General features: G+C 63.5%; 1 protein-coding gene. It reads left to right on the top strand.

The window, feature by feature from the left end; genetic code table 11:
- Positions 1–1,945 precede the first annotated feature (1,945 nt).
- Positions 1,946–2,752 carry an alpha/beta fold hydrolase gene (locus tag ACLP25_RS16850; RefSeq protein WP_442470335.1) on the top strand — a complete coding sequence of 269 codons (807 nt, stop codon included), beginning with the start codon at positions 1,946–1,948 and terminating at the stop codon, positions 2,750–2,752.
- Positions 2,753–3,049 lie beyond the last annotated feature (297 nt).

Genomic DNA, 3,049 nt, shown 5'->3' with positions numbered 1-3,049 from the left:
GCGATAGAGCCCCCCGCCGGCCATCGTCGCTGGCATGCGCACGCCTCCACACGAACACACGAACGACCGTGCATTGGCGCAACTCTGCCTTAGCGCTTACGACCGCTTTCTGCCGAGCACCGGCCGTTGGTTCTCTCCTTGACGGGACTTTGTACCACCTTGTTGGATCGAATGTTGCGCGGGCGCCTCAGTTGTCGAACCCGATGTAGATGTGGGTGGAACTCGAGCCCCCGCAGAGGCGCGCACCTTGACTGACGGACGGGGCCTCGCGACCATGGCGTCATCGTGGTTCTAGACGATTGCATCCAACGGATAGTCTCCTTGGTGGAGACTGAAGACCCAAACGCGTTCAGGTTGTCGGTTGCTGAAGCTGATGCGTACTTGGCCTCGTTTGATGACGTGCGGGGCATCAAGGCGAGACGGGAAGAATTGGTTGCCGAGCTCCGCAGAGAGCTACCGAGGACCACACAGGCGGACCAAATTCTGAAAGCAATCGACCAGGGCTCCAGCGAAGACCTGGCCTGACGAGCTCCCCATGGCGTTCTCCCTCCGCGTTCTCTCAGCGTCCGCGCATGTTCCTGACGTGCGCATGGGTGTGCGCCCGCCGCTGGTTCGGGTACCCCGCGGTGCGGGTAGGGTGACCGGGCGCGCCCTCGAGCGTGGACGCGACGAAGCTCGACCCACACCTCGTCCTCTACCTCCAACCGACGTGCACAAACTTTACGAGCGGCGTGGTCGCGTCGTATAAGCGCGGCGTCGTCGAGCGTGACGGCGAAGGGCGCTGGCGGCTTCTGGGGGCAAACCCTACGATGCCGCCGTCAGCTTGACGGCGGCGGATGTGCAAGCCGAACTGGTCGCGCTGAGGCCGCCGCCAGCGACGTTTGAACGCTGGATTAAGCCGCTCTCTTCCTATGGCTTGCGCAAGGACTGCACCGGGGTGATGCGTTTCGGTTGACCTGGGTTGCCTCGTCAGCCAGGGGCCGGGTCAGGTTCGTTTGTCACCTCCCCGGGGCCGGGGTCTAAATACCAGCCGGGCAAGTTGTGCTGAAGGCAAGGGTTCATGCTGCCGCTGCTGACAGCGCCGATCGCGGTCCCGTCCGTCGCCAGGATCGGCGAGGCCGACATCCCCGAGGCGATCGCGCGGTCCTCATGTACGGAGAGCAAGCCGCCCTCATGCGAGACCGCACAGTCCAGCCATTCGCCCGCGAGCGACACCACGCGCGCCGGCGCGGTCCCTTCCACTAACGCGCCGGCGCGGTGCCGTCCCACGAGGCAATCGCTCAGGGCGACGCCTTGGGGGCGCACAAATGGCGAAGGGCTCGATGGCATCGATCATCCTCTCATAGGCTCGTGTTGCTCGCCCAAGTCCTGACTGTCCGGCGGTCCGAGCAGCGCGATTTCGGCGACCGGGTCGACGAATAGACCGAGCCTATCCGGTTAACGCAGATACCCACTACATATAGGGATACTGCAGCCATTCTTCCTGCGGCGCCAAGCACCAGGAGCGACCGTCCTCTGAAACAAGTTTCGAACGCATCAGCTCGACCCGATGCCTAACATCCGTCCCAAGCAACTGAACGGCGCGAATCGACGTGTAGCAGACTGGCGGCCGTGGACGAGGCAATTGGGCCGGGACCGGTCATTCCTCATGCCACACGTACCGGACATCGGGCTCGTGCTCTTCATTGCGCGAACCATCCGTCTGCTCGGCGACCGCGAACCCCCTATTTTCGCAAAAGCTCCGTGCTGCTTTGTTCCAGTCGTTTCGTCGTCATGCTGCCGCGTATCAACCCGCGGGATGTCTGCAACGGGTTGTCGACTGCGGTCGAACCTGGCGCCCGGATCAGTGTGGGCGTTCGCCGGCTTGGGAAAAAGTTTGACGCAACGATTCGGTTAGGTTTGTTTGTACGACAGCAGCGGCCCGGGCCGGCGCGCGAGATTCCAAATGAAAAGCATTCAGTCACCCTATGGCGCCGTCGCGGTTCACGAGTCTGCGGGGCGTGGGCCCGCGGTCGTTCTCATCCATGGCAACTCCTCGTCCTCCCGCGCGTTCGCCCGACAACATGAAGGCCCCCTCGGCGAGCGCCTCCGGCTCATCGCAGTCGACCTGCCCGGTCACGGTGCCTCCTCCGACGCGGAGGATCCGAAAGTCTATTCACTGCCCGGCTATGTGCGCGTTATCCGAGCGGTCCTGGACGCGCTTGGGGTGAACGGCCCACGCTTTGTTGGTTGGAGTATGGGCGGGCATATCTTGCTCGAAATGGCGCCTGATTTGCCTGAAGCGCGCGGCTTTTTGATCTTTGGAACGCCGCCGGTCGCACTCCCCCCGATCGGCGGGGAGTTCTTTGCCAACCCGGACCCGGACGCGGTCTATGCGGAGCACCTCGAACGCGATCGGGCGGCCGCTTTCGTCGCCTCGCTCTTTGCACCGGGTTTCGGTGACATTCCGTCATTCTTTGTCGACGATGTCCTACGCACGGACGGGCGTGCGCGGAAGTTCCTCGGAGCCAGCCTGATGTCTGGCCTTTATCGCGACGAGGTCGCCGTCGTCCGCGATCTCAAGGCGCCCTTGGCTGTTCTGCATGGGACCGAGGAGCAGCGCATCAATGGGGCCTATGTGGTCTCGCTCGCCATGCCGACCTTATGGCGAGACGCGATACAGAAGATTCCCGGCGCGGGCCACGCGCCACAATGGGAGACGCCCGAAACCTTCGACGCGTTGCTCAAAGCGTTCGTCGAGGAAACGGAGTGAGCGGGGCAAATGGGCTGCTTCCACCTACTCTAGTTGGGCGTCGCCAATGGCCCCTATTGGGCGCATTCCTTCCATACCGGGCGCTAATGGGAATGCGCGCTTCGGCCCAAGTCGTCCGCGAATGACCGCTCCTTGCGCATTGCTGTCGTCCGCTAGGTCGATTTCAGACGGCGGAAATGCCGCCGCTTAGGGTGGCCCCGGCCCTGGTCTGTAGTAGCCCGGCGATCTCGGCGAACCACTCGAAGTCGGCCTCGATCGCTATCACGGCCGGCCGTGCAGCAACCGCTGGCGCGGCTT

It is taken from the genome of Roseiarcus sp., from assembly GCF_052145395.1.
Classification (GTDB): domain Bacteria; phylum Pseudomonadota; class Alphaproteobacteria; order Rhizobiales; family Beijerinckiaceae; genus Roseiarcus.
This window is presented reverse-complemented; position numbering and strand designations above follow the sequence as displayed.